The 26,148-nt window shown below is 66.0% G+C and carries 22 protein-coding genes and 1 pseudogene; 10 read left to right on the top strand and 13 right to left on the bottom strand.

The window, feature by feature from the left end:
- Positions 1-64 precede the first annotated feature (64 nt).
- Complete coding sequence (locus ABFK29_RS00495) at positions 65-1,318, top strand: DNA polymerase IV (RefSeq protein ID WP_005864166.1); 1,254 nt, start codon at positions 65-67, stop codon at positions 1,316-1,318.
- Between the two features lie 15 nt (positions 1,319-1,333).
- Here ABFK29_RS00495 and ABFK29_RS00500 read toward each other — a convergent pair whose 3' ends face one another.
- From ABFK29_RS00500 to ABFK29_RS00520, 5 genes are all read right to left on the bottom strand, one after another.
- Positions 1,334-1,663, bottom strand: a complete 330-nt coding sequence (locus ABFK29_RS00500) for a DUF3775 domain-containing protein (protein WP_005864168.1) — start codon at positions 1,661-1,663, stop codon at positions 1,334-1,336.
- Between the two features lie 66 nt (positions 1,664-1,729).
- Positions 1,730-2,461: an SDR family NAD(P)-dependent oxidoreductase gene (locus tag ABFK29_RS00505; protein ID WP_005864170.1), complete on the bottom strand. Its 732-nt coding sequence runs from the start codon at positions 2,459-2,461 to the stop codon at positions 1,730-1,732.
- Complete coding sequence (locus ABFK29_RS00510; protein ID WP_005864172.1) at positions 2,458-3,021, bottom strand: DUF3833 family protein; 564 nt, start codon at positions 3,019-3,021, stop codon at positions 2,458-2,460. The genes ABFK29_RS00505 and ABFK29_RS00510 overlap by 4 nt, the downstream gene beginning before the upstream one ends.
- Complete coding sequence (locus ABFK29_RS00515; RefSeq protein WP_005864174.1) at positions 3,021-3,794, bottom strand: DUF1365 domain-containing protein; 774 nt, start codon at positions 3,792-3,794, stop codon at positions 3,021-3,023. Before ABFK29_RS00515 ends, ABFK29_RS00510 begins: the two co-directional genes overlap by 1 nt.
- A complete protein-coding gene (locus ABFK29_RS00520; RefSeq protein WP_005864176.1) occupies positions 3,791-5,086 on the bottom strand; it encodes an NAD(P)/FAD-dependent oxidoreductase in 1,296 nt (431 codons plus the stop codon). Before ABFK29_RS00520 ends, ABFK29_RS00515 begins: the two co-directional genes overlap by 4 nt.
- 178 nt (positions 5,087-5,264) lie before the next feature.
- Here ABFK29_RS00520 and ABFK29_RS00525 point away from each other — a divergent pair, with 178 nt between their 5' ends.
- Positions 5,265-5,951: a sigma-70 family RNA polymerase sigma factor gene (locus ABFK29_RS00525; protein ID WP_005864178.1), complete on the top strand. Its 687-nt coding sequence runs from the start codon at positions 5,265-5,267 to the stop codon at positions 5,949-5,951.
- The gene (locus ABFK29_RS00530; RefSeq protein WP_005864180.1) at positions 5,948-6,598 is read left to right on the top strand and encodes a ChrR family anti-sigma-E factor; all 651 of its coding nucleotides are present in this window, start codon (positions 5,948-5,950) and stop codon (positions 6,596-6,598) included. The genes ABFK29_RS00525 and ABFK29_RS00530 overlap by 4 nt, the downstream gene beginning before the upstream one ends.
- A gap of 104 nt (positions 6,599-6,702) precedes the next feature.
- Here the strand turns inward: ABFK29_RS00530 and lpdA are convergent, their stop codons facing one another.
- From lpdA to ABFK29_RS00560, 6 genes are all read right to left on the bottom strand, one after another.
- On the bottom strand, positions 6,703-8,448 hold the full coding sequence (lpdA, locus tag ABFK29_RS00535) for a dihydrolipoyl dehydrogenase (RefSeq protein WP_005858184.1): 1,746 nt from the start codon (positions 8,446-8,448) through the stop codon (positions 6,703-6,705).
- 5 nt (positions 8,449-8,453) lie between these two features.
- Entirely contained in the window at positions 8,454-9,728 is a 1,275-nt protein-coding gene (gene aceF, locus ABFK29_RS00540; RefSeq protein WP_005858186.1) for a dihydrolipoyllysine-residue acetyltransferase, read from the bottom strand.
- Between the two features lie 21 nt (positions 9,729-9,749).
- Complete coding sequence (aceE, locus tag ABFK29_RS00545) at positions 9,750-12,410, bottom strand: pyruvate dehydrogenase (acetyl-transferring), homodimeric type (protein WP_005858190.1); 2,661 nt, start codon at positions 12,408-12,410, stop codon at positions 9,750-9,752.
- Positions 12,411-12,643: 233 nt separating this feature from the next.
- Complete coding sequence (locus tag ABFK29_RS00550) at positions 12,644-13,810, bottom strand: DNA recombination protein RmuC (protein ID WP_005858191.1); 1,167 nt, start codon at positions 13,808-13,810, stop codon at positions 12,644-12,646.
- Positions 13,807-15,696 carry a DNA mismatch repair endonuclease MutL gene (mutL, locus tag ABFK29_RS00555; protein ID WP_005858193.1) on the bottom strand — a complete coding sequence of 630 codons (1,890 nt, stop codon included), beginning with the start codon at positions 15,694-15,696 and terminating at the stop codon, positions 13,807-13,809. The genes ABFK29_RS00550 and mutL overlap by 4 nt, the downstream gene beginning before the upstream one ends.
- A gap of 367 nt (positions 15,697-16,063) precedes the next feature.
- Positions 16,064-17,293 carry a urate hydroxylase PuuD gene (locus ABFK29_RS00560; RefSeq protein WP_005858195.1) on the bottom strand — a complete coding sequence of 410 codons (1,230 nt, stop codon included), beginning with the start codon at positions 17,291-17,293 and terminating at the stop codon, positions 16,064-16,066.
- A gap of 213 nt (positions 17,294-17,506) precedes the next feature.
- On the opposite strand from ABFK29_RS00560, the gene ABFK29_RS00565 reads away from it, so the two are divergent.
- The 3 genes from ABFK29_RS00565 (at position 17,507) to ABFK29_RS00575 (ending at position 19,644) form a co-directional block, all read left to right on the top strand.
- On the top strand, positions 17,507-18,403 hold the full coding sequence (locus ABFK29_RS00565; RefSeq protein ID WP_040604460.1) for an MBL fold metallo-hydrolase: 897 nt from the start codon (positions 17,507-17,509) through the stop codon (positions 18,401-18,403).
- 11 nt (positions 18,404-18,414) lie between these two features.
- A complete protein-coding gene (locus tag ABFK29_RS00570) occupies positions 18,415-18,795 on the top strand; it encodes a rhodanese-like domain-containing protein (RefSeq protein ID WP_005858199.1) in 381 nt (126 codons plus the stop codon).
- A 126-nt stretch (positions 18,796-18,921) separates the two neighbouring features.
- Positions 18,922-19,644 (top strand): STAS/SEC14 domain-containing protein, encoded by a 723-nt coding sequence (locus tag ABFK29_RS00575; RefSeq protein ID WP_005858201.1) that lies wholly within the window; start codon positions 18,922-18,924, stop codon positions 19,642-19,644.
- 219 nt (positions 19,645-19,863) lie between these two features.
- Here ABFK29_RS00575 and ABFK29_RS00580 read toward each other — a convergent pair whose 3' ends face one another.
- A complete protein-coding gene (locus ABFK29_RS00580; RefSeq protein WP_005858203.1) occupies positions 19,864-21,267 on the bottom strand; it encodes an aspartate aminotransferase family protein in 1,404 nt (467 codons plus the stop codon).
- Positions 21,268-21,575: 308 nt separating this feature from the next.
- Positions 21,576-22,238 (bottom strand): GntR family transcriptional regulator, encoded by a 663-nt coding sequence (locus tag ABFK29_RS00585; RefSeq protein ID WP_005858205.1) that lies wholly within the window; start codon positions 22,236-22,238, stop codon positions 21,576-21,578.
- A 149-nt stretch (positions 22,239-22,387) separates the two neighbouring features.
- On the opposite strand from ABFK29_RS00585, the gene ABFK29_RS00590 reads away from it, so the two are divergent.
- From ABFK29_RS00590 to ABFK29_RS00605, 4 genes and pseudogenes are all read left to right on the top strand, one after another.
- Entirely contained in the window at positions 22,388-23,485 is a 1,098-nt protein-coding gene (locus ABFK29_RS00590) for a polyamine ABC transporter substrate-binding protein (protein ID WP_005858207.1), read from the top strand.
- A gap of 72 nt (positions 23,486-23,557) precedes the next feature.
- Positions 23,558-24,334: pseudogene (locus tag ABFK29_RS00595) on the top strand (ABC transporter ATP-binding protein); the annotation flags it as partial.
- A gap of 66 nt (positions 24,335-24,400) precedes the next feature.
- Entirely contained in the window at positions 24,401-25,030 is a 630-nt protein-coding gene (locus tag ABFK29_RS00600) for a TOBE domain-containing protein (RefSeq protein ID WP_232281550.1), read from the top strand.
- Positions 25,027-26,127: an ABC transporter permease subunit gene (locus ABFK29_RS00605; protein ID WP_005858211.1), complete on the top strand. Its 1,101-nt coding sequence runs from the start codon at positions 25,027-25,029 to the stop codon at positions 26,125-26,127. The genes ABFK29_RS00600 and ABFK29_RS00605 overlap by 4 nt, the downstream gene beginning before the upstream one ends.
- Positions 26,128-26,148 lie beyond the last annotated feature (21 nt).

Consider the following 26,148-nt stretch of genomic DNA (forward strand, 5'->3'; position numbering starts at 1 on the left):
TTATGTAAGCATGACCGGAGATTTGCGCCAGATTATCCGGTGACCCGGCAAGGATAACCCGACCATGCCCGCGCTGTGCCGCGACTGCCTGACCCTCTTTGACAGCGGACCGCGCTGCCCCGCCTGCGAGCGGCCGCGCGTGATCGCGCATCCGGAGCTGGCCGACCTGAGCATCGCCCACATGGACTGCGACGCCTTCTATGCCTCGGTCGAAAAGCGCGACAACCCGGAGCTGGCCGACAAGCCGGTGATCATCGGCGGCGGGCGGCGCGGGGTGGTGTCGACCGCCTGTTACGTGGCGCGCATCCGTGGGGTGCGGTCGGCCATGCCGATGTTCAAGGCGCTGCAACTGTGCCCCGACGCCGTCATCATCAAGCCCCGGATGGAGGTCTATGTTGGCGTGTCGCGCCAGATCCGCGCCATGATGGAGGAGCTGACCCCCGCCATCGAGCCGCTGTCGCTGGACGAGGCCTTCATGGACCTGTCCGGCACCAGCCGGCTGCACGGCGCGCCGCCCGCCGTCATGCTGGCCCGGCTGGTCAAGCGGATGCAGGCGGAACTGGGGGTGACCGGCTCCATCGGGCTGTCGCACAACAAGTTCCTGGCCAAGATCGCCTCCGACCTCGACAAGCCGCGCGGCTTCGCGGTGATCGGCAAGGCGGAGACTCAGGCGTTCCTCAGGCCGAAACCGGTGCGCATGTTGTGGGGTGTGGGTCAGGCCGGGCAGGAGAGCCTCGACCGGGCGGGCATCCGCACGTTCGAAGACCTGCTTCGCTGGGAGCGCCGCGACCTTGAGGCGCGGTTCGGGTCGATGGGCACCCGGCTGTGGCATCTGGCGCGAGGGGAGGATCACCGGCGGGTCAACCGCAATTCCCCGGTGAAGTCGATCTCGAACGAGACGACCTTCAACGAGGACACCGCCGATGCGGACATCCTCGACGGGCATCTGTGGCGGCTGTCGGAAAAGACCACCGACCGGGCAAAGGCGAAGGGCATGGCGGGCCGGACGGTCACGCTGAAGCTGAGGCGCACGAATTTCAGCATCCTGACCCGGCGGATGACCTTGCCGGATGCGACGCAGATGGCTGACCGGCTCTACCGGGCGTCGCGCGCCCTGTTCGACCAGGTGAAGGAGCCGGGGCCGTGGCGGCTGATCGGCGTGGGCCTGTCGGACCTCGTCCCCGAGGCGCAGGCGGATCGTGCGGGCGATCTGCTCGACCCGCAGGCCGGGGTGCGGGCGAAGGCCGAGCGGGCCGCCGACGAGATCCGCGCCCGTTTCGGCAACGAGGCGATCCTCAAGGGGCGGGCGCTCAGATGAAGGCGGGTTGCCGGGTCAGGACCCGCGCCGCAGCAGGTCGTCCTCTTCCTCGGTGACGCTGTATCCCAGCGCGTCCAGCCCCGCCTCAAGGTTGTCGGCCAAGTGCGGCGTGCCTATCAGGTAGTCCGACGTGGGGGCCGTCGCCTCTGCCAGCGCGGTGCGGTAGGCCTCGTCGTATTCCTCCGCATCGAAGGACCCGCGCCCGATCCACATGATCGCGGTCAGCGCGGCGGCTTCCTCTTCGTCCATCCGGTCGATCAGGCCGCGCAGCTCGCCCTCGCCCCGTTCGATTTCGCGCGCCATGAGAATCACGGCCGCCACCTGTCTTGTGCTGATCTGGTCCAAGGCGGTCTTCCTTCATTGTCTTGTCCGGGTGGACCGTGCACCGAAAAGGAGTACGCCACCTTGATCTTAAGCAAACAGGCGGAAGTACAGCCAATCCGGCAATAGCTGGCTGCCGCGGAACAACAGGCTGAACATGCGGGGAAACGCGCGCTGGAAGCTGTTGCCGCTCATGTGCCTGAAAACGATGTCCGCCGCCTCTTCCGGCTCCATGATGAAGGGCATCTTGAAGTCGTTCTTGTCGGTGAGCTGCGTGCGGATGTAGCCCGGGTTCACAAGCTGCACGTCGACGCCGGTGCCCTTGAGGTCGGCATAGAGCGATTCCGCCAGCGCCATGACGCCCGACTTGGTGGAGACATAGGCCGCGGCCCCCGGCAGGCCACGATACCCCGAGAGCGACCCGGTCAGGACGATATGCCCCGACCCGCGCGCCACGAAGCGCGGCACCACCACGCCCACAAGACGCATGGCGCCGCCGAAGTTGACGTCGGCCATGAGGTTGGCGTGCTCTGCCTCCCATTCCTTGCCGCCGAAGGGCCAGTAGACCGCCGCAAGCTGCACAACCCCGTCGAACGTGCCGATCTTCTGCGCGGCCTCTTCCAGCGCGGCGGCGTCGGTGACATCCACCGGCACCACCTCGGCCTTGCCGGGCAGCTTGTCGGCCAGCGCGCGCAGCTTGTCCTCCGAGCGGGCCGAGAGGATCAGCTCGGCGCCGGCCTCGCTCAGCTTGCGGGCCAGCGCGGCGCCCAGCCCTTCGCTTGCGCCCACGATCCAGTAGCGTTTGCCGTTCCAGTCTCTCACACAACCTCCTTGCGGCGCATGACCGCCACGAGTTCCGCAACCTTCAGGCCCAACTTCCGAAACTGCGAACGGTTCACGATGGTGCCGTCGGGCGTGAGGTACATCCAGTCGGTGGCGTTCAGCACGATGCCGCCCTTGTCCTCGGGCAGCCGAAGCCGGTAGCGCATCTGGACGGACGGGCCGCTCTGCTGACCGCTGCCCTCTCCCACCACGTCCGCTGCCGTGGCACGGATACGCCCGTCGTTGCCGAGTGTCAGGTGCCAGGCGCGTTCTTCCTCGACGCCGGAGGCATAGAGGTAGCGTTCGTGCAGAACACAGGTGTTGCCCTCCCACGTGGCGACGAAATCGCCCTTGAAGCGTGACGTGACCCGGCCCGTCGGTCCGTAGATCACGCCCTCCGCCTCCAGTGCGCCGTTCAGGTGGCGGCGGATGTCGATCGATTCGCCCGGAGCATCGGCGTAGTCGGCGGGGCGCTGCGCCGGAAAACCCGCCAGCCGGTCACGCAGCCAGACAAGCGCCAGCGCGACACCCGCGCCGGTAAGGAGCCAGACGGCAGCCATCACGCGGCCTCCCTGTCGTTGTGCCGCCCGGTGACCTCGGCCTCCGGCGGTTCGGGGCGATTGCGGTAGCGGGCACCTTTGAGCCGCAGCTTCAGTGCCTGCCAGAAGATCAGCGCCAGAACCCGGCGCGACCCGAACGGACGGCGCAGCAGGGTCCACAGGAGATGCCCGCTGGTGAGCGGCCTGCGCGGACCGACGAGCGTGGCGATCAGACCGCCGCGTTCATGGTCGAGGTCGATCCAGATGCCCACCCGCTCTGCCGTGATGTCGAAGCGGAAGGTGTATCCTCCGGCAATCGGCTGGAAGGGCGAGACGTGAAAGACCTTCTCTGCCACCAGTTCGTCGCCCGGCCCGATGGGGGCGCCGTCGGGCTTGTGGCACAGGTAGGAATGCCGGTCGCCGAAGGTGTTGCTGACCTCTGCGATCACCGCCTTCAGCGCCGCGCCGTCATAGGCAAGCCAGAAGGACACCGGGTTGAACACATGCCCCAGGATGCGCGGCTGGGTCAGCAGCATCAGCGGCCCCTGCGCGGCGATGCCGTAGCGGTCCAGCACTTCGCGCGCCCAGGGCGCACCGCGCCCGTCCTTCGGCGGGCCGCCATGGTCCTTGTCCTGCACGGACGCCAGATTGACCCGGTTGCGGGAAAAGAGCGCGGGGCCCTTCAGCTCGGCCTCTGCGTCGAACAGCACGTAATCGACGGAGTAGCGGAAAGCGTTTTCGACCGCGCCCTTCCGGCCATGCCATGTATGCGCCTGAACCAGATCGACTGTCATGCCACGGCCCCGAGCCTGTTGCCCGCGTGGATCGCCTCGACCACGTCGGCGGCGCTGGCCAGCCCGTCCTCATGGAAGCCGTTGCGCATCCAGGCCCCGCAGAACCATGTGTTCTGCGCGCCGTTGAAGCGGGCCACCTGGGCCTGCGCCTCAAGCATGCCTTCGTCGTAGACCGGGTGCCGCAGGATGACCTCGTCGTAGATCAGCTCGTCGCGGATGGGCCGCGTGCTGTTGAGCGTGACGAACATCGGGTCGTCCTTCGGGATCGGCTGCAGGCAATTCATCCAGTAGGTCAGGTCGATGGTCTCGACGGTCTTGTCGGCGGCCTCCGTGTAGTTCCACGAAGACCACGCGGCGCGGCGCTTCGGCATCAGGGACACGTCGGCGTGCAGGACCACGCGGTTCGGCTGGTAGGCGACCTTCGACAGCGCCGCGCGCTCCTCGACACTCGGATCGTCCAGCAACCGCAGGGAGGTGTCGCCATGGGTGGCCATCACCACCTCGTCGAACGTTTCCCAGTCGGCGCCCGCCACCTTGATCCGGACTTCGCCGCCCGCACGCCGCACCGCCTGCACCGGTGTGTCCGGCCTGAGTGTCGCGCCGCGCCCCACAAGCGCGGCGGTAAGCCGCCGCACGTATTCCACCGAACCGCCCTGAACCGTCCACCACTGGTGCTGTCCGGTGGCGCTGAGCAGCGCGTGGTTCTGGAAGAAGGTGACCAGCGCGTGGGCGGGGAAATCCATGATCTTCTCGGTCGGCGTCGACCAGATCGCGCCCGAAAGGGGCAGCAGGTAGTAGTCGCGGAACCACGCCCCGGTGCCCAGCACGTCAAGGAACTGGCGCAGCGACAGGCTGCGGTCGCGGGCCACGTCCACCGCACGGGCGTTGAACCGCATGACGTCGCGCAGCATCCCCCAGAACTTCGGGTTCCCGAGGTTGCGCTTCTGCGCGAAGATCGCCTTCAGGTCGCGCAACCCGTACTCCATGCGCCCGCCGCCGAGCGAGGCGGAAAAGCTCATGTCCGAAGGGGTCACCGGCACGTCCAGCTCCTCGAAGAGGCGCGTCAGCAGGGGATAGTTCGCGTAGTTGAACACGATGAAGCCGGTGTCGACCGGTTGATCGCCGTTGCGACCGGCCATACGGGTGCGGGCATGGCCGCCAAGGCGCGGCTCGGCCTCGAACAGGGTGACATGCGCGTTCTCCGCCAGCATGTACGCCGCGCCGAGACCGGAGATACCGCCTCCGATGACGGCGATGCGGCGTGGCGCGTGCGGGCTGTTTTCGAACGGCATGGGCTGGTCCTTTTCGGTGTCTTTCCTGCTGTCTACGCAACAGCGCCGCAGTCGGATGACTTTAGGCGATGATTTTCAAGGAAAACCCGGCAGGGCCCTGTCCGGCTCCGACCCGAGCCCCGCACAGAATGAAAGAACATGAAAAAAATGTGATCCGGGTGGCGCGCCGCATCGTAGGATGGGCATGTTCACCGCACCGCAGCAGACCGACCCTTGCGACTCCTTGCCCCCTGCCATGACGGCGGGCGGCGGGCGATCAAGCCTGAGACGACAAAAGAGGACCGCCGTGAACAGACAGTCCGACAGCGACCGCGAACGAGAGCAGGCCACCTGGGCCGCGCTCCTGATCCGCATTCGCGACCATCGGGACGAAGCCGCCTTTGCCGCGCTGTTCTCGCATTTCGCGCCGCGTCTTAAGGGTTTTCTGATCCGTAGCGGCGCCGACGCCGCACAGGCCGAGGAATGCGTGCAGGAGGTGATGACGACGCTCTGGCAGAAAGCCGCGCTGTTCGATCCCGAGCGCGCCTCGGCCGCGACGTGGTTGTTCACCATCGCGCGGAACAAGCGGATCGACCTGCTGCGCCGCGCCCGGCGTCCGGAGCCGGAAGACCTGCCCTGGGGACCGGAGCCCGACCCGGACCAGGCAGAGATGCTGGGACTTCAACAGGAGACGGAGGCGCTTGGCTCCGCCGTGGCCGCGCTGCCGCCGAAACAGCGCGACCTGATCCACAAGGCCTATTTCGGCGAGATGACCCACAGCGAGATCGCCGCCGAAACGGGGCTGCCGCTGGGCACCATAAAGTCACGCATAAGGCTTGCGCTGGACCGCCTGCGCCACGCCATGGACGGAAAGAACGAGAGATGACGGAGATCAATCACCACCTGACCGAAAGCCTTGTGATGGGCTATGCCGCCGGCACCCTGCCCGAGGCCGTGAACCTGATCGTCGCCGCGCATGTGTCGATGTGCGACACCTGCCGCGCCGCCGTGGAGGCGCACGAGGCGCTTGGCGGCGCGCTGCTGGACGACACCGACGCCGTGGCGATGGACGACGGCGCGCTGCAGCGGGCGCTGGACGCCGTGCGCGGTGCCGATCCGGAGCCGCGCCCGATCCGTGTGGCCGAACCCGACCCGATCGTCCCCGCACCGCTGGCCGACTACATCGGGGGCGGGCTGGACGACGTGCGCTGGCGTCCGTTGGGCATGGGTGTCAAGCAGGCGATCCTGCCCACCGCCCCCGGAGCCACAGCGCGGCTGTTGTTTATCCCCGCGGGCACCGCCGTGCCGGACCACGGCCACAACGGGCTGGAGCTGACGCTGGTTCTGCAGGGTGCGTTCTCGGACGAGGGCGGCCGCTATGCGCGTGGCGACGTCGAGGTTGCCGACGGCGACACGGAGCACATGCCGGTGGCCGACATCTCGGCGGACTGCATATGTCTTGCCGTCACCGATGCGCCGCTGAAGTTCCACGGCGTCCTGCCGCGTCTGTTGCAACCGTTGTTCCGTATCTAGTGGCGTGACGGCATGAAGCACGAAGAAGGGGCGCGCCGGTCGACGGCGCGCCCCATGTCTTTCTGACGGAGGCAGGGTGGCGCAAAGCCCCACCCTACAAGGTCTCAGTGCTTCTTCTTGCGGGGCGGCATGAGGTCCGTGATGGTGCCCTCGAACATCTCCGCCGCGAAGTTCACAGTCTCCGACAGGGTCGGGTGCGGGTGGATCGTGTGGCCCAGATCGACCGCATCGGCCCCCATCTCGATGGCCAGGGCCACTTCGGCGATCAGATCGCCCGCATTCGGGCCGACCATGCAGCCGCCGATCACGCGCTGGTCCTCGGGGTCGAAGATAAGCTTGGTCATGCCCTCGCTGCGGCCCAGCGACAGGGACCGCCCCGATGCCGCCCAGGGGAACACGCCCTTTTCGACCTTCACGCCCTGCTCCTTGGCCTGCGTCTCCGTCAAGCCGACCCAGGCGACTTCCGGATCGGTGTAGGCCACCGACGGGATCACCTTGGCATCGAAGTGGCGCTTCTCACCGGCGCAGACCTCGGCCGCGACCTTGCCTTCGTGCACCGCCTTGTGTGCCAGCATAGGCTGGCCCACCACGTCGCCGATGGCAAAGATGTGCGACACGCCGGTGCGCTGCTGGCTGTCCACGGCGATGAAACCGCGGTCGTCCACCGCAACGCCCGCCTTGTCGGCATCGACCTTCTTGCCGTTCGGACGGCGGCCCACCGCCACGAGCACCTTGTCGAAGGTGTCCGTGAAGGACTCGCCCTTGTCGTCCTCGAAGGTGACATGCAGCCCGTCGTCCTTCGCCTCGACCGCCGTGACCTTGGTCTTGAGAAAGATGTTCTCGTAGCGGCCCTTGATGCGCTGCATCAGCGGCTTGACCACGTCCTTGTCTGCGCCAGGGATGATCTGGTCCATCAGCTCGACGACCGTGACCTTCGATCCCAGGGCATCGTAGACACAGGCCATCTCCAGCCCGATGATCCCGCCGCCCAGCACCAGCATCCGCTTCGGGATGTCGGCCAGTTCCAGCGCGCCGGTCGAGTCGATTACCCGCGGATCGTCATGCGGGATGAAGGGCAGTGCCACGGGTTCGGAGCCGGCGGCGATGATGCACTGGTCGAAGCTGACCGTGGTGCCCTCGACGTCGATCATGTTCGGCCCGGTGAACTTGCCGTAGCCCTTCACCACCTTGACCTTGCGCTGCTTGGCCAACCCGTCGAGGCCGCCGGTCAGCTTGCCGACCACATCGTTCTTGAAGCCGCGCAGGCCGTCGAGGTCGATCTCCGGCTTTCCGAACGTCAGCCCGTGGTGCGCGGTTTCCTCTGCCTCGGTGATGACCTTGGCCATGTGCAGAAGCGCCTTCGAGGGGATGCAGCCCACGTTCAGGCAGACGCCGCCGAGGGTCTTGTCCTTCTCGATCAGCACCACCGACTTGCCGAGGTCCGCCGCACGGAACGCCGCCGTATAGCCGCCGGGGCCGGAACCCAGGACAACCACTTCGGCATGCACGTCGCCCGGACCGGACGCGGTGCCGCTGGCTTCGACAGCTTTCGGTGCCTCCTTGGCGGGGGCCTTTTCCGGCGACTTGCCAGAGTCGGAGCCGCCGCCGGACGCCTCGCCCGACGCACCTTCGAGCACGACGATCACGTCGCCCTCGGACACGCGGTCGCCTTCCTTGACCTTGATTTCCTTGACCTTGCCGGCGCCCGACGAGGGCACCTCCATGGTCGCCTTGTCGGACTCCAGTTCGATCAGGGCGTCCTCTTCCGCCACGGTGTCGCCCACCGAGACGAGGACCGTGACCACGGGAACGTCCTTGAAATCGCCGATATCGGGTACTTTGATGTCCATATCGCTCACCACATCAGCTTGCGCATGTCGCCAAGCAGCGTCTTGAGCGTCACGCAGAAGCGTGCGGCAAGCGCGCCGTCGATGGCACGGTGGTCATAAGACAGCGACAGCGGCTGCATGAGGCGCGGAACGAACTGCTCTCCGTCCCAGACCGGGGCCATCTTCGACCGGGTGAGGCCGAGGATCGCCACTTCCGGCGCATTCACGATGGGGGTGAAGGACGTGCCGCCGATCCCGCCCAGGGACGAGATGGTGAAGGTCGCGCCCTGCATGTCGCCGGACTTCAGCTCCCCTTTGCGGGCCTTTGAGCTCAGCTCCATCAGGTCCTTGGAGATGTCCACCAGACCCTTGCGGTCGGCGTCCTTGATGACCGGAACCACCAGCCCGTTCGGCGTGTCCGCCGCGAAGCCGATGTTGTAGAAGTCCTTCTTGATCAGCTTGTCGCCGTCCGGGTGGATCGACGAATTCACTTCCCAGTGCTGTTTCAGCGCCGAGACCGACGCCTTGATGACGAAGGACAGAAGCGTGACGCGATAGCCGTCTTCCTTGGCCATCGTGTCCATCTCCTTGCGGTACTTGTCCAGCTCGGTGATGTCGGCTTCGTCGTTGTGGGTGACGTGCGGGATGTTCAGCCAGGACCGGTGCAGCGCGGGGCCGGAGATCTTCTTGATCCGCGACATCTCCACGTCCTCGACGGGGCCGAACTTCGAGAAGTCGACCTTCGGGATCGGCGGGATGCCCATGCCGCCGGACGCGGCAGGCGCGCCCGCAGCGGGGGCGGACTGGCCCTTCAGCGCTTTTTCCACGTCCTCGCGCAGGATACGGCCCTTGCGGCCCGACCCGTTCACATGGGCGAGGTCGACCTCGACCCGGCGGGCAAAGGCCCGGACCGATGGCGAGGCATGGACCTTGTTGAAGCCCTTGTCCGTCACCGCCGACGCCGCGGGGGCGGCCGGGGCGGATTTCGGTGCGGAGGACTCCTTCGGCGCCTCTTTCGGCTCTTCCTTGGGTGCCTCGGATTTCTCTTCCTTGGCGGCGCCCGCGCCGTCGCCTTCGAGCAGGATGATCACCGTGCCTTCGGACACCTTGTCGCCTTCGGAGACCAAGATCTCCTTGACCGTGCCGGCCGCGGAAGACGGCACTTCCATCGTCGCCTTGTCGGACTCCAGTTCGATCAGCGCGTCCTCTTCCGCGACGGTGTCGCCGACGCTCACAAGGATGCTGACCACCGGGACATCGGTGAAATCGCCGATGTCCGGCACTTTAATTTCGGTTGCCATTTGTATTCCCTCCTCGTGCCGTCAAACCAAACGCGGGTTCGGCTTGCCGCCGTCGATATCGTATTTCTTCATGGCCGCCTCGAGATCCTTCTCCGAGACGACGCCTTCGCGCCACAGGTCCACCATTGCAGCGGCGGCGATGTGGTTCGCGTCCACCTCGAAGAACTTGCGCAGGTTCACCCGGCTGTCCGAGCGGCCGAAGCCGTCGGTGCCCAGAACGGTGAAGCGCTGCTTGACCGCGCCGCGCACCTGTTCGGCGTAGTTCTTCATGTAGTCCGTCGCCACCACGATCGGCCCCTGCACGTTGGTCAGGGTCTGGGTGATGTAGGGCACGCGCTCTTCCGCGAAGGGGTTGAGACGGTTGTGCCGCTCGCAGTCCTGGTAGTCGCGGGCCAGTTCGTTGAACGAGGTCGCCGACCAGATGTCGGAGGTGACGGCAAAGTCCTCTTCCAGCATCTTCGCCGCCTTGATCGCCTGCACGAGGATCGTGCCGGAGCCCATCAGGTTGACGTGCTTCTTGGCGGGCTTGTCGGCCTTCTTCATCCGGTAGAGGCCCTTGATGATGCCCTCTTCGGAGCCCATCGGCATTTCCGGGTGATGATAGTTCTCGTTCATCAGGGTCAGGTAGAAGTAGACGTCCTCCTGATCCACGAACATCCGCTGCAGGCCGTTCTGCACGATCACCGCGACTTCGTAAGAGAACGTCGGGTCGTAGCTGATGCAGTTCGGGATGGTGCTGGCAAGGATGTGGCTGTGGCCGTCCTCGTGCTGCAAACCTTCGCCGTTCAGCGTAGTCCGCCCGGCGGTGCCGCCCAGCATGAAGCCGCGTGCGCGGCTGTCGCCCGCCGCCCAGGCCAGGTCGCCGATCCGCTGGAACCCGAACATCGAGTAGTAGATGTAGAACGGGATCATCGGCACGCCGTGGTTGGAATACGACGTTGCCGCCGCGATCCAGTCGGCCATGGCCCCGGCCTCGTTGATGCCTTCCTGAAGCACCTGACCGCTCTCGGATTCCTTGTAGTAGGACATCTGTTCACGGTCTTCGGGGGTATAAAGCTGCCCCTTCGGATTGTAGATGCCCACCGACCGGAACAGCCCTTCCATGCCGAAGGTGCGGCTTTCGTCCGGCACGATCGGCACGACTTGCTTGCCCACCTTCTTGTCGCGCAGCAGCGTGGTGAGGATGCGGACAAAGGCCATGGTGGTGGAGAACTCTCGGTCGCCCGAGTCCTGCAACTCCTTCTTGAAGGCGTCGAGTTTCGGGACCTCCAGCTTCGGCGCGTCGGTGAACCGCTTGGGGAAGGCCCCGCCCAGTTCCTCGCGCCTCTCGGCCAGGTAGGCCTTCTGAGCGTTGTTGAGCGTCACGAACGGCGCGTCGCCCTTCGCCAGTTCCTCGTCAGTCACCGGAATGCGGAAGCGGTCCCGCATCGCCTTGAGCTGGTCCACCTGCATCTTCTTCTGCTGGTGGGTGGTGTTCTGGCCCTCGCCGGCAGTGCCCATGCCGTAGCCCTTGACGGTCTTGACCAGCAGAACGGTCGGCTGGCCCTCGGCCTTGGTGGCGCGCAGGAAGGCGTTGTAGACCTTCTTCGGATCGTGACCGCCGCGGCGCAGCGCCCAGATCTGATCGTCGGTCCAGTCCTTCACCAGTTCGGCGGTCTCCGGATACTTGCCGAAGAAATGCTCGCGGATGTAGGCGCCGTCCTTCGACTTGAAGGTCTGGTAGTCGCCGTCGATGGTCTCGTCCATCAGCTGGCGCAGCTTGCCGGAGGTGTCCTGTTCGAGCAATTCGTCCCAGCCACGGCCCCAGAGCAGCTTGATCACGTCCCAGCCGGAACCGCGGAAGTTGCCCTCAAGTTCCTGAACGATCTTGGAGTTGCCGCGCACCGGACCGTCGAGCCGCTGCAGGTTGCAGTTCACGACGAAGATCAGGTTGTCCAACCCTTCGCGGGCGGCAAGGTGGATCGCGCCCAGCGATTCCGGCTCGTCCATCTCGCCGTCGCCGAGGAAGGCCCAGACCTTGCGGTCCTGCTTCTCGATCAGGCCACGGTTCTCCATGTATTTCATGAAACGTGCCTGGTAGATCGCCATCAGCGGGCCAAGGCCCATGCTGACCGTCGGGAACTGCCAGTAGTCCGGCATGAGCCAGGGGTGCGGGTAGGACGACAGCCCCTCGCCGCCGACTTCGGAACGGAACTGCTTGAGCTGCTCTTCGCTGATCCGGCCCTCCATGAAGGACCGCGCGTAGATGCCGGGGATCACGTGGCCCTGGAAGAACACCAGATCACCGCCGTGGATCGCGCTCTTGGAACGCCAGAAGTGGTTCAGGCCGACGTCATAAAGCGCCGCGGACGACGCGAAAGATGCAATGTGGCCGCCGTACTCGGACGATTCCTTGTTCCGCTTCACCACCGTCGCCATGGCATTCCAGCGGTTGATGGTGCGGATGCGCCATTCCATCTCCAGATCGCCGGGCATGTCGACCTCGTCGTCCGGAGAAATGGTGTTCTGGTAGGGGGTGGTCGCAGAAAAGGGCAACCGTGTCCCGGCTGCCCTTGCGCGTTGCACCGCCTTGTCCAGCAGGAAATGCGCGCGGTCCGCACCGTCGCGCTCGATCACGTCCTCGATGGCTTCCTGCCATTCCTGGGATTCGACCGGATCTAGATCCCGGGGAGCGTCTTTCATGTATTCTCCTCCTGCAGCCCATGCCGCAGTGCGGCATTGGTTTAGCCTTAAACAATTTCGCAGATCCGCCGAAGCGGGTCGCCCGTCGAGAAGAAGGTTAGCACAATCTTCTCGGGGATAAAGTGGGTCTATCAGGGTCGATAACGAAGCGGCAGGTTGACCGCCGCATAACATCCATGCGCTCAGCGCATAACTGATAGCGCAAAATGCATAGCTAATAGTTCAGTGTTAAACTACTCTCGATTTGCGCCCCGGCCGTCGCCTTCGGCAAGCGCCAGAGGCTCTTCGGCGAGTTCCTCGAAATCGAAATTATCCAGCCGTCTTGCACGCTTACCGGCTTTGTCGGCGCTGATGCGGATCTCTTCGATGTCCTTCGCGGCCATACCGAAGTGGCGGTCGAGGTTCCCGACCCGGATGCTCAGACGCTCCACATCGCCGGACAACGCGTGCAGTTCCTTGCGGATCGCCCCCGCCTGCGCCCGCATGCGGGCATCCTTGAGAATCGCCCGCATCGTGTTCAGCGTCGCCATGCAGGTAGTGGGCGATACGATCCAGACCCGGGCGGTGAATCCCTCGCGCACAAGCTCCGGAAAGTTGGCGTGCAACTCGGCGTAGATCGCCTCAGAGGGCAGGAACATCAGTGCGCCGTCTGCCGTCTCGCCCTCGATCAGGTAGCGATCCGAAATGTCGCGTATGTGTTTGCGCACCGACAGCCGGAAAGCCTGCGACGCGCGGGCCGTCTGTTCCGGCCCCTCTGCCCGGCGCAGCGCCTCATAGCCCTCCAGCGGGAACTTCGCGTCCACCACGATCGGTCCCGGCGGGTTCGGCAGGTGGATCAGGCAGTCCGCCCGCCGCCCGTTCGAAAGGGTCGCCTGCAGCGTATAACTGTCCGAGGGCAGTGCCTTCGATACGATGTCGTTCAACTGGATCTCGCCGAAGGCGCCGCGGGTCTGCTTGTTCGACAGGATGTCCTGCAACGACAGCACGTCGCCCGACAGACGGGTGATGTTGGCCTGCGCCTTGTCGATGACCTGCAGCCGCTCCTGCAACTCGCCCAGCGACCGGGCCGTGCGCCGTGCGGAGCCATGCAGGTTCTCGGCCATGCGCTCCTGCACCTCGGCCAGCCGCTGCTCCATAAGCTGGATCATCGCGGACTGGCTGGCCGCCTGCGCCTCGCTGACATGATGCAGGCCGCCCGCCAGACGCTCCTGCCCGTCCGACAGGGCCTGCACGCGGCGCGCCAACTGCCCCAACGGCTCCACCGCCCGCGCCGACCGGCCCGCCGCGCGCACCGTCATCACCAGCAGAAGCAGGATCAGCAGAACCACCGCGACGCCACCCAGCCCGGCCAGCACAAGAGGATCGTTCAGGTCCAGCGTGACCCCGCCCAACGCGATCATGTGCGCCCGAACAACCGTTCGATATCGGACAGCTTCAGTTCGACATAGGTCGGGCGGCCATGGTTGCACTGGCCGGAGTGCGGCGTCGCCTCCATCTCGCGCAGGAGCGCGTTCATCTCTTCGGCGCGCATGACGCGGCCGGACCGGATGGAGCCGTGGCAGGCCACCCGGCTCAGGATCGCCTCGATCTTCTCCTGCACGAGAGAGGTCTCACCCATGTCATCGAGTTCGTCGAGGATGTCGCGGATCAGGCCCTGGCTGTCCACTTCGCCAAGGATCGCGGGCGTTTCGCGCACCGCGATGGCGCCCGCACCGAAGGGTTCCACCGTCAGACCCATGCGCGACAGGTCGTCGGCCACCGCAAGCAGCCGCGCCGCGTCATCCGCCGACAGGTCGACCACGTCGGGGATCAGCAACGCCTGCGCGGGCACGCCGTTCTCCGCCATCTGGCGTTTGAGCTTTTCGTAGACCAGCCGTTCGTGCGCCGCGTGCTGGTCGACGATCACCACGCCGTCCTCGGTCTGGGCGATGATGTAGTTCTCGTGCACCTGCCCGCGCGCCGCGCCCAGTGGACGGCGGGTCACGTCTTCTGCGGGGGCCTCGGCGACCGGCGCCGTCTCGACCACGCGGCCCGAGTAGCTTTCGCCCAGATCGGCAAACCCCGGTGCGGGCGCCTGCGCCCTGTAGGCCGCCGCGCGCGCGCCCAGCGAAGGGCGGTCCATCTGGTAGACGCGCGGACCGCTCACCGGCTCCGGTCCGGCGCCAAGCGGGGCGTTCGGCGCGTAGGCCGGTCCGGCCTCGGGCCGCATCGCCCCCAGCGTCGCCGCCGCAACGGTGGACGACGCCCGGTGCCCCGCCTCTGCCAACGCGTGCCGAAGGGTGGACACGATCAACCCGCGCACCACGCCGGGATCGCGGAACCGGACTTCGGACTTCGCCGGGTGCACGTTCACGTCCACCTTGTGCGGGTCGCAATCGACGAAAAGCGCCACCGCCGGGTGCCGTTCGCGCGACAGGAAGTCGTGGTACGCACCGCGCAGGGCGCCGATCAGCATCTTGTCGCGGACGGGCCGCCCGTTGACGAACAGGTACTGCGCCACCGCCGTACCGCGCGAATAGGTGGGCAGTGCGGCATAGCCCGTCAGGCGGAAGCCTTCGCGTTCCGCTTCGACGGCCAGCGCGTTGTCGGTGAACTCCGCCCCCATGATCCGCGTCAGCCGCCCGCGCAGCGCATCGAAAAGGTCGCCGGTCTCCGGCTCTACCCGGAAGGTGACGCGATCGCCCCCGCCGGACACGTCGCGCAGGGTGAAGCCCACCGCCGGTTCCGCCATCGCCAGACGCTTGACGGTGTCGGAGATCGCCTGCGTCTCCGCCCGGTCGGTGCGCAGGAACTTCAGGCGCGCGGGGGTGGCGTAGAACAGGTCGCGCAGCGTGACCACCGTGCCGCCGTTCAGCGCGCAGGGTTTCACCGCGCTCATCACGCCCCCCTCGACCGAGAGCTCGACGCCCGACTCTCCGCGCACCCGGCTTTGCAGAGACAGCCGCCCGACCGCGCCGAGCGAGGGCAGCGCCTCGCCCCGGAAACCGAAGGAGTGGATGTCCAGCAGGTCGGTGCCGTCGATCTTCGACGTGGCGTGGCGCGACAGGGCAAGGGGCAGCTCCGCACCGGTCATCCCGCAGCCGTCGTCGGTGACCCGGATCAGGGTCTTGCCGCCATCCGCGATCTCGATTCCCACCCGGCGCGCACCCGCGTCTATGGCGTTTTCCACCAGTTCCTTGACCGCGGACGCCGGGCGTTCGACCACCTCGCCCGCCGCGATACGGTTGACAGCCGCGTCGTCGAGTTGTCGGATAACCGGGCGCATATTGGGGTCATGGGTGTTCATCCCACCAGACCTAGCAGGGCGGTTGCGATTCTGGAACCATGCGCCGAGCGCCGCGTGAGGAAATCTTAAAGGGTTCGAGTTACACTTGGGCAACATGTGTACCTTCGTATTAGCTACGGCGAAACTTTCTTGCGTTAATAAAGTTTAAAGATATGCTAGCGTTCTCAAAGGAAAGGAAACGAAGATGCTCGTACCCCTGATCGCGTTCGAAACGATTTCGTCTTTTTACGGAGAGGCATTTGCCCGGACCTGGTTCCAGCCGATTTCCGTCACGCGCAAATAAGAACGACCCGCGCAGCGGCGCGGGCCGTCCGACCAGAACCGGGGCAAGGCGACGACGCCGGGCCCCAGAAAGAAAGCTTGCGACTCAGCCCTTTTCCGCCGCCCGGAACCAGCGACGGATGGCGGCGCGCTCATCCTCTTCCATGTAGGACAGGTTGGCCGGTGGCATGGCATGCGTCACGCCCGCCTGCAGGTAAATCGCCCGCGCCTGACGCGCGATCTGGTCCGCCGTTTCCAGCCGCACGTTCTTCGGCGCCCACAGGAACGGACCATACCCCGGTTCCGCCGCGTGGCACATCGAACAGCGGCCCAGCACGATATCGTGCACCTCGTCAAAGCCCTCGGCCTCCGCAAAGCGCAGCGCCGCGCCCTGCGCCTCTTCCACCGGATCTTCATCTTCGCGGTAGAGCGGCGCCGTCGACAGCCACATCACGATGATGAACAGGATGGCCGTGGCCAGCCACGTCCAGTGCGGATTGCCCTTTCGCGCATGCACCGTGTTGAAGAAATGGCGGATCGTGACCCCCATCAGGAACACCAGAGATGCGATCAGCCAGTTGTATTCGCTCGCAAACGCCAGCGGGTAATGGTTCGACAGCATCAGGAACAGCACTGGCAGCGTCAGGTAGTTGTTGTGCGTGGACCGCTGCTTTGCGATGTAGCCGTACTTCGGATCGGGCTTCCGCCCCGCCAGCAGGTCCGCCACCACGACCTTCTGGTTCGGGATGATGATCATCGCCACGTTGCCGGTCATGATCGTCGCGGTGAAGGCGCCGAGGTGCAGCATCGCCGCCCGCCCGCTGAAGACCGACGTGTAGAACAACGCCATCAGCACGATGATGACGAACAGCACCCCCATCAGCAGGTTCATGTTCTTCCCGATGGGCGACTTGCAGATCTGGTCGTAGGCCACCCAGCCCAGCACCAGCGACAGAATGGAAATGCAGATCGCCTGCCACCCCGCCAGGTCCGCGACACGCGGGTCGACAAGGTAGAATTCCGCCCCGAAATAATAGACGATGGTCAGGAGCGCGAAGCCCGAGATCCACGTCCAGTAGCTTTCCCATTTGAACCAGACGAGGTCGCCCGGCATCTGATCCGGCGCCACCAGGTACTTCTGGATGTGGTAGAAACCGCCGCCGTGCACCTGCCATTCCTCGCCGTCCGCGCCCGATGCGAGATTCCGGTCGCGGTGCAGCCCGAGGTCCAGCGCGATGAAATAGAACGACGATCCGATCCAGGCGATGGCGGTGATGACATGCAGCCATCGGACGGCGAACTCCATCCAGGCGCCGATGGTGGCGATATCGTACATGCCGTGTCCCTCTGTTCTTGTCTTTTGCGCCACGCTAGCGCGCCGCCGCGCCCGCTGCAAAGCCTCGTTAACTGGCTTGCGACGACAGGTCTTTTGGCCTGCGCAGAAAACGGGCAGCGAATTGCCTTGGCCCCGCTCCCTTGTTCTCGGATTACATTCCGCTAAATGAATATCAAGCAGCGCAACGACACAAGACGACACAAGGAGACATCCATGTTCACCCGGACCAGCCCATCGAACGGCAGCGGTTCGCCCGAGGTCACAGGCTTCTACGATGCCGACACCGGCTCTGTCATGTACGTGGCCGCCGATCCGGCGACGCGGCAGGCCGCGCTGATCGACGTGGTGCTCGATTTCGATGCGCCCGCGGCCCGCACACGAACGGACAGCGCACAGCAGGTTCTGGACTTCGTGAAGGAGAAGGGCCTCACGGTCGCATGGATCCTCGACACCCACCCGCACGCCGATCACCTCATGGCCTCCGCCTGGCTGAAGGAACAGACCGGCGCGCCCACCGCCATAGGCGAGAAGGTGCGCGAGATCGCCGTGCTGTGGCGCGAACTTTACAACCTGCCCGACGCCTTCGACCCGGACCGCGACTTCGACCGCCTCTTCGCCGACGGCGACACCTTCAGGCTGGGCGACATCGAGGTGCGGGTCATGCTGTCCCCCGGCCACACGCTGGGCTCGGTCACCTATGTCATGGGGGATGCGGCCTTCGTGCACGACACCTTCATGCACGTCGATTCCGGCACCTCGCGCGCCGATTTCCCCGGCGGTTCGTCGAAGGATCTGTGGAATTCGCTCCAGGCGATCCTGTCGCTGCCGGACGACACCCGCCTGAACGTCGGCCACGACTATCCACCGGTGGACGGACGCGAAGACCCGGCATGGGAGGCGACCGTGGCCGAACACCGCGCCCACAACAAGCACATCGGCGGCAACGTGACAGAGGCCGAATACCGCAAGCTCCGCGACGAACGCGACGCCACGCTGTCGCTGCCAGACCGGATGCTGCACGCGCTTCAGGTCAACCTGCGCGGTGGGCGCCTGCCCGCCGCCGAGGCCGACGGCAACCGCTATTTCAAGATCCCCGCGAACAGGTTCTGAGGAGACCGATCATGAAAACCGAAACGACAGACGGCGCCACCTTCGAGACATGGACCCCGGACGAGGTCGAGACCGCGATGAAGAACGGCGAAATCGTCCTGATCGACGTCCGCACCCCGCAGGAATACATGTTCGAACACATCGAAGGGGCGCTGCTGATGCCGATGGCCTTCTTCCGGGCCGACGCACTGCCCGGCCAGTCCGAAAAGCGCATCGTGTTCCACTGCGGCTCCGGCGTGCGGTCCGAGAAGGTCAGCCGCGCCGCCATCGCGACCGGCGTGAAGACCATCGCCCACATGGAAGGCGGCTTCGGCGCCTGGAAGCAGGCGAAGAAGGCCTACACCGGCACCGACATGGGCTCCGGCGCCCCCAAGAGCGTCCCCGCCGGCTGACACGTGCTGGGGCGTTGGGCGGCGCGCCACATGATCCAGCGCAACGCCCCCCGCGCCCGGCCGTGGCATTCTGAACCGCAACGGCCCCCCGGGCGTTGTCCGGGGGTCCCCATTAGGAGAGGCGCCATGATCACCGTTACCCCCCTGCCCCCCAAAGGCCACTACGAAGTCCGCATGTCCGGCCGCATCCGCGAGGACGACTACGAGGACCGGCTCATTCCCGCGCTCGACAAGGCGATCGAGGAACACGACCGCATCCGCGTCCTGACGATCATCGAGGACGACGCCGAGTTCTCCATCGGCGCCATGCTCGACGACGCGGAACTCGGGATGCGCCACTGGAAAGGTTTCGACCGCGTCGCGGTCGTGGGCAAGCCCGGCTGGATGATGCGCCTTGTGCGCGGCTTCTCCCCCGTCATGCCCTGCCCGGTCCGCACCTTCGCCCCCGGACAGGAGGACGACGCGCGCCGCTGGCTGCAGGAATCGCTCGGCGCCATGCACCAGACCGACCTCGGAGACGGCGTGCTGCACGTCCAGCTCGTCGGCAAGCTCGACCCGGCGGTGATGGAGGAGGAAGAGCGCGACATGGACGCCTTCGTCCGGGCCAACCCCCGTTTCCGGCTGCTGCTCGACCTGACGGAATTCGACGGCTGGCAGGGACTCGCCGCGCTGAACCAGCACTTCCGGATCGCCCGCAATCACTACGACCTGATCGACAAGGCCGCTGTCGTGGGCAAGGCCTCCTGGCAGAAACTGGCGGCGCGCGGCCTCGGCCGCCTCTCGGGGGCAGAGGTCAAACACTTCGACCCGGACGATCTCGACGCGGCCAAGACCTGGATCAAGTCCTGATCCCGTCACCCTCGCGAAGAACCGGCCCCGCCCGGAATCGGGGCAGCCTCGCCGGGCAACCACGCGATCCCAGCCCCAAGGAAGCGAACCCCGATCCCTTCATCTTGGCGGTAAATACCTGATCCCCGGCCCGCCCCGGGGCACGCCCGCCCGAACACATGGCGATCCCGGCGACAAACGGAAAAGGCGCGGCGTGCACCGCACGCCGCGCCCTCTGCCTCAGACCGTGGGCACCGCCACCATCAGCCCCTGTTCCTGCAACGTGGCATGCGCCTCGTCGAGGCTCTTCCACGCGCGCGCGATCAGCGTGTCGATCTCTTCGTGAGAGATCACCAGCGGCGGCGAAATGATCATCCGGTCGTTCACGTGCCGCATGATCAGGTTGTTGGCAAAGCACCGCTCCCGGCAGATGTAGCCCGCCTGCCCCGCCTCGCCCGCGAACTGCGCGCGCGATGCCTTGTCCGGCGTCAGAGCAATCGACCCCATCAACCCGACAATCGTCGCCTCGCCCACCAGCGGATGGTCGGTCAGCGATTCGAACCGCTCCTTGAGATAGGGCGCCACGTGGTCCCGCGCCCGTGCCACGATGCCTTCCTCGTCCAGCAGCCGCAGGTTCTCCAGCGCCACGGCGCAAGCCACCGGATGGCCGGAATAGGTGTAGCCGTGGTTGAACTCCACGCCGCCGATCACCGCTTCCACCGCGTCCGACACGATCGACGCGCCGATCGGCTGGTAGCCCGAGGACAACCCCTTCGCGACCGTCATGATGTCGGGACGGATGTCCATGGTCTGCGACCCGAACCACTCGCCGGTCCGGCCAAAGCCGCAGATCACCTCGTCGGCGATCAGCAGGATGCCGTACTTGTCGACGATGCGCTGGATTTCCGGCCAGTAGGTCGAGGGCGGCACGATCACCCCACCGGCGCCCTGGATCGGCTCCGCGATGAAGGCCGCCACCTTGTCCTGCCCGAGCTCCAGGATCTTCTCCTCCAGCAGACGCGCCCGCGCCAGCCCGAACTCCTCCGGCGTCATGTCGCCGCCTTCGAGATACCAATAGGGCTGGTCGATGTGATGGATGCCGGGGATCGGCATGCCGCCCTGCGCGTGAATGCCCTTCATCCCGCCAAGGCTGCCGGACCCCACCGACGACCCGTGGTAGCCGTTCCACCGCGCGATGATCTGGTCGCGCTGCGGCTCACCCTTCTCCGCCCAGTAGGTCCGCACCATACGCAGGTTGGTATCGTTCGCCTCGGACCCTGAGTTCGCGAAGAACACATGGTTCAGGTCGCCCGGCGCCAGCTCCGCCAGCCGCGCCGCCAGGTTGATCGCCGGAACGTGGCTGGTCTGGAAGAACGTGTTGTAGAACGGCAGGTCGCGCATCTGCCGCGCCGCAACCCCGGCCAGTTCGTCGCGCCCGTAGCCGACGTTCACGCACCAGAGGCCCGCCATGGCGTCGAGGATACGATTGCCCTCGCTGTCCTGCAGCCAGCAGCCCTCGGCCCGGGTGATGATCCGCGCGCCCTTTTCCTTCAGCCCGCTCGCATGGGTGAACGGATGGATGTGGTGCGCCGCGTCCAGCGCCTGAAGCTCGGCGGTGGGGGAATTGATGGTCAGGATGGTCATGAAACGCCTCCGGTCAGAGTTGCCGCCAGAATATGATCAAATTCTGCGGAGTCAATCGACTCAGCCGAACGCCGCTCTCCGCCCAGCCGGCCAGCCCCGACCGCAACCGCCGCGCAAGGCCTGGCTCGCCTCCGCAGGCAAGGGCGGTAAAGCCCCGATCCCTTCATCTTGGCAAAAATACCTGAATCGACACCGCCGCAGGCGCCGAACCCGGCGCACCTCGCCAGAAACTCGCCCGAAAAGGGATGGCCGGGGCGGGCGGGCCGATTTCCGCAGGAAGAGGTCTGCCCCGCCCCGCAAGACCGGCGTCAAAGGCTCTGCGCGATCAGCTCCATGCCCTGCCGCACATCGCCCGCCATCGCGTCGGCGGCCGCGCCCGCGTCGCGCGCCAGAAGCGCCTTCAGTAGATCCTTGTGCCGATCCGGCAGGTTGCGGGTGCCGGTCTGGCCGCAGACCACCCGCAGCGACGGGCCGAATCGCAGCCACAGCCCTTCCGTCAGCGCCGACAGGATCGGCGCGCAGGCCTCGGCGTTCAGCGCCGCGTGGAAGGCGAAATTGCCGCGCAGGTAGGCCTCCACATCGCCACGCGCGATGGCCTGATCCAGAAGGGCGTCGATCCCGGCCAGCGCCGTCACCGCCTCCGGCGCGATCCGTTCCGCCGCGCGCCGGGCCAGCCGCGTCTCTATGGTCAGCCGCGCTTCCGTCAGGTCGGCCACCGCCGCCGCATCCAGCACCGGAACCATGATTCGCCGGTTGCCGAGCGCGGCCAGCGCGCCCTCCGCGGTCAGGCGGCGCAGGGCTTCGCGCACCGGCGTCATGCCCGCGTCCATCCGCTCCACCAGCCCCTGAATGGTCACCGGCTCGCCGGGGGCCAAGGCCCCGAACAGCACCATCTCGCGCAGGGCGCGGTAGACCTGTTCATGCGCCGGAAGGCCCGCGCCGTCGCGTATGTCTGCCGCTTTCGTCACCACCTGCCTCCCCTTTATGCACCGGGTGCCCGGAGCCGCTTGCACACGTCATCAGGCCGTGGAAACATCGCCGAAGTTGCCTCACAACGCAACTTATGATCAAAATCCTGGCACGGGGGCGCCGAAGACCCCCCGACCAACGGGAGAAAGAGATGACCAAGACCCCTATGACGACCCTGGCGAGCCTGACCGCCTCCGCGGCGCTGCTGGCCACCATGGCTGCCGCCGAAGAGGTGCGTGTCTACAACTGGTCGGACTACATCGACGAGAGCCTGCTCGAGAAATTCGAACAGGAAACCGGCATCGACCTGATCTACGACGTTTTCGACTCCAACGAACTCTTGGAGACCAAGATGCTGGCCGGCAACTCCGGCTATGACGTGGTGGTGCCCACCGGCACCTTCCTGCAGCGCCAGATCGCTGCCGGCGCCTTCCAGAAGCTCGACAAGGAGCAGCTCCCCAACCTCGACAACATGTGGGGCACCATCGAGGAGCGCACGGCGAAATACGACCCCGGCAACGAATACGCCATCAACTACATGTGGGGCACCACCGGCATCGGCGTGAACGTCCCCAAGGTCAAGGAACTGCTGGGCGAGGACGCCCCGCTCGACAGCTGGGACCTGGTGTTCAAGCCGGAGAACATGGAAAAGCTCGCCGAATGCGGCGTACATTTCCTCGACGCCCCGGCCGAGATGCTGCCCGCCGCGCTGAACTACATCGGCGAGGACCCGGACAGCCATGATCCGGACGTGATCGCCAAGGCCGGAGATGTCTACGCCCCGATCCGCCCCTACATCCAGAAGTTCCACTCGTCCGAGTACATCAACGCGCTGGCCAACGGCGAGATCTGCGTGGCCGTCGGCTGGTCCGGCGACGTGCTTCAGGCCCGCGATCGCGCCGCGGAGGCCGACAACGGTGTCGAAGTGGCCTACATCATCCCGAAGGAAGGCGCGCAGATGTGGTTCGACATGATGGCGGTTCCGGTCGACGCCCCGAACCCGGACGGCGCGATGAAGTTCCTGAACTTCATCATGGACCCCGAGAACATGGCCGCGGCGTCGAACTACGTCTACTACGCCAACGGCAACAAGGCTTCGCAGGAGTTCCTGAACGAGGACGTGATCGACGACACCGCGATCTATCCGGACGAGGAAACGCTGAACAACACCTACACGACCACGCCCTACGATCCGAAGGTGCAGCGCGTGGTCACGCGCCTGTGGACCTCGATCAAGTCCGGCACCTGATACGACGATTCCCACGACCGGCCCGCGCCTGACGACCCCGGCGCGGGTCACCTCACCTGCGGAAAGAACCTCATGGCCCAGACCGTCTTTGCCCCTTGGGAGAACCCCGAGGAGAAACCGCTTATCCGGTTCCGGAACGTCACCAAGCGATTCGGCGATTTCACCGCCATCGACGACCTGACGCAGGACATCTACGCGCGGGAATTCTTCGCGCTGCTCGGCCCTTCGGGCTGCGGCAAGACCACGCTCATGCGGATGCTCGCCGGTTTCGAAGCCCCGACCGAAGGGCAGATCCTGCTCGACGGTCAGGACATCGCGAAGATCCCGGCCAACAAGCGCTCGGTGAACATGATGTTCCAGAGCTACGCGCTGTTCCCGCATCTCTCCGTCTGGGAAAACATCGCCTTCGGGCTGAAGCGCGCGAAGAAGCCAAAGGCCGAGATCGAGTCCCGGGTCGGCGAGATGCTCCGCCTCACGCACCTCGAAAAGTTCGCCCAGCGAAAACCACACCAGATTTCCGGCGGCCAGCGCCAGCGCGTGGCCCTCGCCCGCTCGCTCGCCCGCGCGCCGAAACTCCTGCTCCTCGACGAACCGCTCGGCGCGCTCGACCGCAAGCTGCGCGAGGAAACCCAGTTCGAGCTGATGGACATCCAGGAGAAGACCGGGACCACCTTCATCATTGTGACCCACGACCAGGAAGAGGCGATGACCGTCGCGTCCCGCGTGGCGGTCATGGACCACGGCAAGATCATCCAGGTCGACACCCCCGACCGCATCTACGAGGCACCCGTCTCGGTCTACGTGGCGGACTTCATCGGCGACGTGAACCTGTTCCGCGGCACCGCCGAAGCGCGCCCCGCCGCCGCGCCGGTCCCCGCACACGAACCGGCACCGGTGCCCGAAACGAAGCTGCCCATGCCGGAACCCGACACGCCGGAGGCCGAGGCCGCCCTGCAGGAAGCGGCAGAAGATCACGCCCGCCGCCCGCAGCCCAACGAACTGGGCCAGAAACTGCACGACAAGGTGCTGGCCCCCATCGTCGGCAAGTGGCTGGAAGAACCGCAGAAGGCCCTTCCCCTGCCCGACGCCCCGGCCCCGACGGGCACCACCGCCGAACCCGCGTCCGCCCCGGCGGCACAGGCAACCGCACAGGCGACCGCTCAGGCGACAGTCCCGGCCGCGCCGGCGACCGACGTGCCGCCCGGCGGCCTCGCCATCACCTGGGCGGAAGGCCAACCCAAGCTGATCGCCGTCAATGGACCCGAGGACAAGGCCGGCCAGAAGGTCGTCCTCTCGCTCCGCCCCGAAAAGATCTCGATCTCCAAGACCCGCCCCGACGCTGTGAACGTGCTGAAGGGCAAGGTGATCGACATCGCCTACCTCGGCAACATCTCCACCTACCACGTCCAGCTAGCGGGCGGGCTGATGGTCAAGGCGCAGGCCACCAACAACCGCCGTGTCGCCAACCGCGACATCACCTGGGAGGACGAGGTCTACCTCTCCTTCACCCCCACCGCGGGCGTCGTGCTGGAGGATGACACGTGATCGACGAGGCCGCCAACCGGCGCAATGCCGCGCTGATGATCGCGCTCCTCGTCGCCGCGGTCTACTTCGCCATACGCACCGCGCTGATGCTGGCCCAAACAGGGCTCGAAACGCCCGCCCTGCCGGTGCATGTCGCCGGGCTCGTCGCCACGCTGGGCGGTTTCCTCGCGCTCCTGAACAAGAGCGATCCGGACCAGCGCCGCGCCTTCCTCGGAAATGCCATCATCGGGCTGCCGTACTTCTGGCTGCTCGCCCTGTTCCTCGTGCCCTTCCTGATCGTCCTGAAGATCTCGCTCTCGGACGTGGCGCTGGCCCGCCCGCCCTACATGCCGCAGCTGGACCTTTCCGGCGGCTGGACGGCACTCATGGACTTCCTGTCGCAGCTCGACTTCGAGAACTTCGTCTTCCTGACCAGCGACGACCTCTACTGGAAAGCCTACCTCAGCTCGCTCCAGATCGCCCTGATCGCCACCTTCGCCACCCTGCTGGTCGGCTACCCGATGGCCTACGGCATGGCGCGCGCCCCGAAGGAATGGCAGGCCACGCTGCTGATGCTGGTCATCCTGCCGTTCTGGACGTCCTTCCTGATCCGCGTCTACTCGCTGATGGGCATCCTCGGGAACGAGGGGCTGCTGAACCAGTTCCTGCTCTGGACCGGCCTCATCTCGACGCCGCTGCAGATCCTGAACACCAAGATCGCGGTCTACATCGGCATCGTCTACACCTACCTGCCGTTCATGATCCTGCCGATCTACGCGGCGCTGGAGAAGATGGACGAAAGCCTGCTCGAAGCCGCCGAAGACCTCGGCTGCTCGCGGCTCGAAGCCTTCTGGCTCGTCACCTTCCCGCTCTCGCGCGGCGGCATCGTGGCCGGCTGCTTCCTCGTCTTCATCCCCACCATCGGCGAATTCGTCATCCCCTCGCTGCTCGGCGGCTCCGGCACGCTGATGATCGGCAAGGTGCTGTGGGAGGAGTTCTTCAACAACCGCGACTGGCCCGTGGCCTCCGCGGTGGCGGTCATCCTTCTGCTGATCCTGATCATTCCGATCGTCCTCTTCCAGCGCTCCGAGGAACGCGCAAGGCAGGCCGGGAAATGACCCGTCTCTTGCACCGAACCG

The organism is Sagittula stellata E-37 (genome assembly GCF_039724765.1).
GTDB classification, from domain to species: Bacteria; Pseudomonadota; Alphaproteobacteria; order Rhodobacterales; family Rhodobacteraceae; genus Sagittula; species Sagittula stellata.

Bases quoted from the DNA above. Each gene is read 5' to 3' on its own strand.
- ABFK29_RS00575 (WP_005858201.1), top strand. From the start codon at position 18,922: ATGATCACCGTTACCCCCCTGCCCCCCAAAGGCCACTACGAAGTCCGC.
- ABFK29_RS00600 (WP_232281550.1), top strand. From the start codon at position 24,401: ATGCCGGAACCCGACACGCCGGAGGCCGAGGCCGCCCTGCAGGAAGCG.
- aceE (WP_005858190.1), bottom strand. From the start codon at position 12,410: ATGAAAGACGCTCCCCGGGATCTAGATCCGGTCGAATCCCAGGAATGG.
- ABFK29_RS00590 (WP_005858207.1), top strand. From the start codon at position 22,388: ATGACCAAGACCCCTATGACGACCCTGGCGAGCCTGACCGCCTCCGCG.
- lpdA (WP_005858184.1), bottom strand. From the start codon at position 8,448: ATGGACATCAAAGTACCCGATATCGGCGATTTCAAGGACGTTCCCGTG.
- ABFK29_RS00525 (WP_005864178.1), top strand. From the start codon at position 5,265: ATGGGCATGTTCACCGCACCGCAGCAGACCGACCCTTGCGACTCCTTG.
- ABFK29_RS00515 (WP_005864174.1), bottom strand. From the start codon at position 3,794: ATGACAGTCGATCTGGTTCAGGCGCATACATGGCATGGCCGGAAGGGC.
- ABFK29_RS00570 (WP_005858199.1), top strand. From the start codon at position 18,415: ATGAAAACCGAAACGACAGACGGCGCCACCTTCGAGACATGGACCCCG.
- aceF (WP_005858186.1), bottom strand. From the start codon at position 9,728: ATGGCAACCGAAATTAAAGTGCCGGACATCGGCGATTTCACCGATGTC.
- ABFK29_RS00520 (WP_005864176.1), bottom strand. From the start codon at position 5,086: ATGCCGTTCGAAAACAGCCCGCACGCGCCACGCCGCATCGCCGTCATC.
- mutL (WP_005858193.1), bottom strand. From the start codon at position 15,696: ATGAACACCCATGACCCCAATATGCGCCCGGTTATCCGACAACTCGAC.
- ABFK29_RS00565 (WP_040604460.1), top strand. From the start codon at position 17,507: ATGTTCACCCGGACCAGCCCATCGAACGGCAGCGGTTCGCCCGAGGTC.
- ABFK29_RS00495 (WP_005864166.1), top strand. From the start codon at position 65: ATGCCCGCGCTGTGCCGCGACTGCCTGACCCTCTTTGACAGCGGACCG.
- ABFK29_RS00530 (WP_005864180.1), top strand. From the start codon at position 5,948: ATGACGGAGATCAATCACCACCTGACCGAAAGCCTTGTGATGGGCTAT.
- ABFK29_RS00560 (WP_005858195.1), bottom strand. From the start codon at position 17,293: ATGTACGATATCGCCACCATCGGCGCCTGGATGGAGTTCGCCGTCCGA.
- ABFK29_RS00580 (WP_005858203.1), bottom strand. From the start codon at position 21,267: ATGACCATCCTGACCATCAATTCCCCCACCGCCGAGCTTCAGGCGCTG.
- ABFK29_RS00510 (WP_005864172.1), bottom strand. From the start codon at position 3,021: ATGGCTGCCGTCTGGCTCCTTACCGGCGCGGGTGTCGCGCTGGCGCTT.
- ABFK29_RS00550 (WP_005858191.1), bottom strand. From the start codon at position 13,810: ATGATCGCGTTGGGCGGGGTCACGCTGGACCTGAACGATCCTCTTGTG.